At 72.0% G+C, this 5,940-nt stretch carries 6 protein-coding genes; 4 read left to right on the forward strand and 2 right to left on the reverse strand.

Going from position 1 to position 5,940, the window contains the following annotated elements; all coding sequences use genetic code 11:
• Nucleotides 1–363: 363 nt before the first annotated feature.
• Nucleotides 364–1,137 (reverse strand): thioesterase family protein, encoded by a 774-nt coding sequence (locus G5C62_RS25005; RefSeq protein ID WP_164703149.1) that lies wholly within the window; start codon nucleotides 1,135–1,137, stop codon nucleotides 364–366.
• Nucleotides 1,138–1,420: 283 nt separating this feature from the next.
• Between G5C62_RS25005 and G5C62_RS25010 the strand changes: the two genes are divergently transcribed.
• The 4 genes from G5C62_RS25010 to G5C62_RS25025 are packed head-to-tail and all read left to right on the forward strand — an operon-like array spanning nucleotide 1,421 to nucleotide 5,416.
• Nucleotides 1,421–2,728, forward strand: a complete 1,308-nt coding sequence (locus G5C62_RS25010) for a branched-chain amino acid ABC transporter permease (protein ID WP_052090916.1) — start codon at nucleotides 1,421–1,423, stop codon at nucleotides 2,726–2,728.
• Nucleotides 2,728–3,738: a branched-chain amino acid ABC transporter permease gene (locus tag G5C62_RS25015; RefSeq protein ID WP_164703150.1), complete on the forward strand. Its 1,011-nt coding sequence runs from the start codon at nucleotides 2,728–2,730 to the stop codon at nucleotides 3,736–3,738. Before G5C62_RS25010 ends, G5C62_RS25015 begins: the two co-directional genes overlap by 1 nt.
• Nucleotides 3,735–4,577, forward strand: a complete 843-nt coding sequence (locus G5C62_RS25020; protein ID WP_164703151.1) for an ABC transporter ATP-binding protein — start codon at nucleotides 3,735–3,737, stop codon at nucleotides 4,575–4,577. The genes G5C62_RS25015 and G5C62_RS25020 overlap by 4 nt, the downstream gene beginning before the upstream one ends.
• Nucleotides 4,574–5,416, forward strand: coding sequence for an ABC transporter ATP-binding protein (locus G5C62_RS25025; RefSeq protein WP_064972370.1), 843 nt, complete (start codon nucleotides 4,574–4,576; stop codon nucleotides 5,414–5,416). Before G5C62_RS25020 ends, G5C62_RS25025 begins: the two co-directional genes overlap by 4 nt.
• Here the strand turns inward: G5C62_RS25025 and G5C62_RS25030 are convergent.
• Nucleotides 5,361–5,940 (reverse strand): LysR family substrate-binding domain-containing protein (locus G5C62_RS25030; RefSeq protein ID WP_164703152.1); only part of this gene is annotated, 580 nt, incomplete at its 5' end. The two genes, G5C62_RS25025 and G5C62_RS25030, sit on opposite strands and share 56 nt — an antisense overlap.

Below are 5,940 nucleotides of genomic sequence, written 5' to 3' on the forward strand. Positions count from 1 at the left end.
GGACGGTGGCGAACGGGGCGATCTCGCCGCCGAGCTCGGCGTCGAACCGGGCGATCTCCCGAGAGGCCTCGTCGGCCAGCGCCGAGGTGGCCGCGTCGAGGCTAGGGATCGCGGTGCCGATCAGCGGGACCACGGCTGCCCGATAGGGACCCGAGTGGCGCAGTCGAACCGACCGGGGGACGACGTCGGACGGCAGGCGCGGGTGCCAGGGCACCTCGTGGTCGGACAACGTCGGCCACGGCGATCCGGCTGAGAACACAGATCCACCTTATTCTCAGATCCGGACTCAAATGAGAACAACAGCCCGGGTGTCACTCAGATCGGGTGTGCCGGGCGGCGGTGTCTGCGCTGCTGTGTCCCCGGTCAGCGTTCGCGGACGAGCAGCGGCTGGGAGACCTGGCCGATCTCGCCGGCGGCGTCGGACAGCGTGCCCAGGCACAGCCCGATGCCGTCGGCGGCGATCGTGCTGCGGGCGGACAGGTGCACCCACTCGCCGTCCGGCTCGCGGGTCAGGTGGGTGGTCATGCCCGGCGGGATGGACAGCCAGCTGCTGATCGGCAGCTCGGCGGAGAGGCCGTTGGCGGCGTCGGCGGCGACGAGCGTGCGGTCCAGCGGGGTGAGCTCCTGGCCGGCGATCAGCGGGACCAGGACCCGGGTCCAGACGTCGGCCGGGCCGGTCTCGTCCGGTGAGCCGGCGGTGTAGCGCCAGTCGAGGGCCTGGCCGAAGCCCCAGTCGGGGAGGTGCGGGAGGAACGAGCTGGACACCTCCGGGACGGCGGGCGGCGGGGTCAGCTCGGTGACCACCGGCGGCGTCGGCCCGGTGGCGATCGACCACACCCGGGCGACGGCGACGGTGCGGCCCTCGACGGTCATCGCGGCCTCGGTGAGGTCGATCCGCCGGCCGGGGCGGACGGGGGACACCTCGACGGTCAGCTCCCGGCGGGGGATGGCGCCGAAGAAGTCGACGCTGACCCGCGCCGCGCGCACGTGCTCACCCGCGGCCGCGGTCGCCAGGTGCGCCAGCAGCGCGGACGGCGGCCCGCCGTGCTGGGCGCTGGTCTCCCAGGGGCTCTCGGTGGCCCGGGTGGGGGAGAAGCAGTTGTCACCGAGCGGCAGGTAGAAGGCCTCGAGGTCCATGGCCCGGAGTCTGGCCGAGGGTGTCGCACGGAGCGCGGGACGATCCTGCTGGACCTCCACGGTGGAACGGAGGGGTGATGGTCACCGCGGAGACGGTGGGTGGACGGCGGCTGTTGCCGGAGTGTCGCCGGGTGATTACTGATATGACAACAGCCGTCCTGATAGCCCGTCCGTATCAACAGCGCCCGTTGTCGGTATTGGACGCCCCGACGTGCTCCGACCACCCTTCAGGGATGTCCTTCCCCCGGAGCTCCCGCGGCGCCGGCCGAGTGTCGGAGGTCAGGTGGCCGCTCTGACCCGGGCGTCGGCAGATGTCCGCCCGCGGCGGTGGACGTCGGCGCTCGCGTCGTGCCTGGCCGCGGTCGCCGTGGCGATCAGCTGCCTGCTGCTGGATGCAACGCCGGCCCTGGCCGCCGGCGAGGTGGTCCAGGGCCGCCTCGTCGACGCTGCGAACCAGCCCGTCCCGGACGTGGAGGTCACGCTCAGCCAGGGCGGCGACGAGGTCGCCTCCGTGACCAGCGGCGCGGACGGGCGCTGGGAGATCCCGGTGCCGGCTCCCGGGACCTACGAGGTGGGCCTCGACGAGGAGTCGCTGCCGGCCGGGATCAGCCTCCGGGAGGGTGCCGAGGCCAGCCGGGAGGTGACGGTCGACCCGGGCAGTCTGCGCAACGTCCTGTTCCCACTGGGCCAGGTGGAGACCTCGGGATCCGGCCTCGGCGCCGCACTGGCCCAGGCGACGCTGGACGGCCTGCTGCTGGGTGCGCTCATCGGGATCACCGCGATCGGCCTCTCGCTCATCTTCGGCACGACCGGTTTGATCAACTTTGCGCACGGCGAGCTGGTCACCGTGGGGGCGGTGGTCGCGTTCGGGTTGAACGCCGCCGGGCTGCACATCGCGCTGGCCGCCCTGGTGGCCATCCCGGTCGTCGCCGCGCTCGCCGGCGGCAGCGAGCTGGTGCTGTGGCGCCCGATGCGGCGCAGGCGGGCAAGCCAGGTCTCGATGTTCATCGCGACGATCGGGCTCGCCCTGCTGCTGCGTCAGGTCGTCCTGGTCGTCTACGGGGGCAACCCGCGCTCTTATGAGCAGTACGGGCTGCAGCAGGTCTGGCAGTGGGGTCCGCTGAGCATCACCCCTCGGGACGCATCGATCCTGGGCATCGCGCTGCTGGTGCTGGTGCTGATCGGGCTGACGCTCACCCGTAGCCGGCTGGGCACGGCCGTCCGGTCGGTCTCGGACAACCGCGCGCTCGCGGGGTGCTCGGGGATCAACGTGGACCGTGTGGTGTTCCAGGTGTGGCTCGCCGGGGGTGGGCTGGCCGCGCTCGGCGGTGTGCTCTACGGGCTCAGTCAGGCGGTGACCTGGAACATGGGCTTCAACCTGCTGCTGCTGATGTTCGCCGGGGTCATCCTCGGCGGGCTCGGAACCGCCTTCGGAGCCGTGGTGGGGAGCCTCGTCGTCGGCCTGCTCGCCCAGCTGAGCACCGTCTTCTTCGACAGCGAGCTGCAGACCGTGTGGGCGCTGCTGCTGCTGATCCTGGTCCTGCTCGTGCGGCCCCAGGGGCTGCTCGGCCTGCGCGAGAGGGTGGGCTGATGGATCTGATCGCCGTGCTGGCGGACGCCGTGCGGGCGGCCGTCGGACCTCAAGCGGCGGTCTTCGCGCTGGCCGCCGTGGGGCTCAACCTGCAGTTCGGCTACGCCGGCCTGATGAACTTCGGCCGGGCCGGGTTCATGCTCGTCGGCGGCTACGGCATGACCGTGAGCGTCACCCGCTACGGCGCCCCGCTGTGGCTGGGCGTGCTGATCGGGCTGCTCATGGGGTTCTTGCTGGCCCTGCTGCTGGGGGTCCCCACCCTGCGGTTGCGCGGTGATTACCTCGCCATCGCAACGATCGCCACCGCGGAGATCCTGCGCCTGCTCTTCAGGTCGGAAGCCGCGGCCCCGCTCACCTACGGGGTTTTCGGCGTCCAGCAGTTCGCCTCCGGCTTCTACGACCTCAACCCCTTCGGCGGGGGCAGCTACGGGATCGGCCGGTTCTCCCTCTCCGGCGGGCAGCTGTGGATCGCCCTGGTCGGCTGGCTGCTGGTGGCCGCGGCGGTCGCTCTCACGGCGCTGCTGGTGAGCAGCCCCTGGGGCCGGGTCATCCGAGCGATCCGCAACGACGAGGAGGTGGTCCGGGCGTTGGGCAAGAACACCTACGCCTACAAGCTCCAGGCGCTCGTGCTGGGCGGGCTCATGGCCTCCGTCGCGGGGATGGTGCTGGCCCTGGCGTCCCAGGCCGTCACCCCGGACACCTACACCGCCGACCTGTCGTTCTACGCGTTCGCCGTCCTCCTGCTCGGCGGCGTCGGGCGCGTGCTGGGCCCGGTCGTCGGCGCCGTCTTGTTCTGGCTGCTGCTCGCGGCGAGCGACTCGCTGCTCCGGCAGGCCATCACCAGCGGCGTCATCAGCGACGAGCTGCTCTCCACCTCCGACGTCGGGCCGATCCGGCTGGCCCTCGTCGGCATCGCGCTCATCCTGTTCATGTACTTCCGCGCGGGCGGGCTGTTGTCCCGGCGGACGCCGAAGGCCGCAGCAACGGCGAAGGCGGAGGTGGCGGCATGACGAGCAGTCCGAGCGGTCACGAGACGACCCAGCCGATCCTCAGCGCCCAGGGAGTGCAGCGCCGCTTCGGTGGCCTCACCGCCGTCGACGTCGACGACTTCGTCGTGCGCGGCGGGACGATCACGGCCCTCATCGGACCCAACGGGGCCGGGAAGTCGACCTTCTTCAACGTCCTCACCGGGTTCGACCGGGCCGACGCCGGCGCCTGGCAGCTGGAGGGACGCGAGGTCACCGGGCTGCCGGCCTACCGGCTCGCCCGGCAGGGCATGGTGCGTACGTTCCAGCTCACCCGCAGCCTGGCGGACCTCACGCTGGAGGAGAACGTCCTGCTCGCGGCCCCGGGGCAGCGCGGTGAAGGCATCGGGGGAGCCCTCTTCGGCCGGCGGAGCTGGCGGCGTCAGGAGGCGGACAACACCGAACGGGCGCAGGAGCTGCTCGCCCGGTTCGGGCTCGAGCAGATGGCCGGCCAGCCTGCCGGTGTGCTCTCGGGTGGTCAGCGCAAGCTGCTGGAGATGGCCCGGGCCCTGATGAGCGAGCCGCGGTTGCTCCTCCTCGACGAGCCCATGGCCGGCGTCAACCCGCGGCTGGTCGAGACGCTGCTCGACCACATCCGGCAGGTCCGCGCGGAGGGGACGACGATCCTCTTCGTCGAGCACGACATGGACGTCGTCGCCGACATCAGTGACGACGTGGTGTGCATGGCCTTCGGGAAGGTGCTGGCCACCGGGACCCCGGCCGAGGTCATGCGGGATCCCGAGGTCATCGACGCCTACCTGGGATCGGACGAGGCCGGCGACGACGATTCCGCGCGCCTTGCGGGGAAGGGTCGGCAGCCATGAGCACCGGAGCCCACCGGGCGACGAGCAGCGGTCCTGGGGCGGAGCCGCCCGCGGACACCGTCCTCGCGGTCAGCGGCGTCACCGCCGGCTACACACCCGGCGTCCCGATCCTGCAGGACGTGTCCCTGCACGTCGGCGGCCGTGAGCTCGTGGGCATCTTCGGCCCCAACGGCGCCGGCAAGTCGACGCTGCTCAAGGCCGTCTTCGGGCTCGTCTCGGTGAGTGCGGGCACCGTGCGCTTCGACGGGACCGACATCACCGGCGCGCCGTCCCACGAGCTGGTGGGCCGGGGAGTGGGTTTCGTGCCGCAGCTGGACAACGTCTTCCCCCGGCTGACCGTGCGGGACAACCTGCGCATGGGCTCCTTCCTGCGGCCGAAGGAGTTCGCCGGCCGCTGGGAGGCGCTCGCCGAGCTCTTTCCCCGCCTGGTCGAACGGATGCAGGCGCGGGCCGGCTCGCTCTCGGGTGGTGAGCGGCAGATGTTGGCCATGGCACGGGCGCTGATGCCGGAGCCGCGGCTGCTCTGCCTGGACGAGCCGTCGGCGGGGCTCTCCCCGCGGGCGCAGGCGGAGGTGTTCGCCCTGATCTCCCGGATCAACGAGACGGGCACCGCGGTGCTGATCGTCGAGCAGAACGCGCGGCGCTGCCTGGCCATCTGCGACCGGGGCTACATCCTCGACCAAGGGCACAACGCGGTCACCGGAACGGGGCGCGAGCTGCTCGACGACCCCGCCGTGGTGGAGCTCTACCTGGGCAGACTGGGTGCGGCGACGCGAGCGGACGCTAGCCGGCCGGAAACTGACGAGGGGCGCCCGCCGTCCGACGAGCCTGGACGGTGACGATCTCCAGCACACGTTCGAGGGCGGGGAACGAACGGCCCGGGTCCCAGGCCAGCGCCAGGGGCAGGCGCGGCGTCGGCGCAGCGATCCGCTCGTAACGCACGCCCGTCAGGTCGAGACGGCGGACCGCCTGCGGAACGAGGGACACCCCCATGCCCGAGGCCACCAGGCCGACCATCGTGTGCACGTGCTCGGCGTTGAACACGATGTTCGGCGAGAAGCCCGCCTGGCCGCAGGCCTGCACCACCACTTGCCAGAAGCCCTCCCCGTGCTCCCGGGTGAAGAGCACGAACGGCTCCTCCGCCAGGTCGGCGAGGACGACCGGCTGCCCCACCGGGAGGGGATGGTCCGCCGGCAGTGCGGCGACGAGCTCCTCCTCCTCGATCACCTGCACTGCGAGCGACGGCGTGGAGGCCGACGGCCTGAGCACTCCCAGGTCCAGCGTGTCCTCGATGAGCCCGGCCAGCTGCGGGCCGGACTCCAGCTCGACGGCGGACAGCGTGATCTGGGGCGCCTGCTGTCGC

The sequence above is a fragment of the Modestobacter sp. KNN46-3 genome (assembly GCF_011039295.1).

Bases quoted from the DNA above. Each gene is read 5' to 3' on its own strand.
- G5C62_RS25005 (WP_164703149.1), bottom strand. From the start codon at position 1,137: ATGGACCTCGAGGCCTTCTACCTGCCGCTCGGTGACAACTGCTTCTCC.
- G5C62_RS25015 (WP_164703150.1), top strand. From the start codon at position 2,728: ATGGATCTGATCGCCGTGCTGGCGGACGCCGTGCGGGCGGCCGTCGGA.
- G5C62_RS25020 (WP_164703151.1), top strand. From the start codon at position 3,735: ATGACGAGCAGTCCGAGCGGTCACGAGACGACCCAGCCGATCCTCAGC.
- G5C62_RS25025 (WP_064972370.1), top strand. From the start codon at position 4,574: ATGAGCACCGGAGCCCACCGGGCGACGAGCAGCGGTCCTGGGGCGGAG.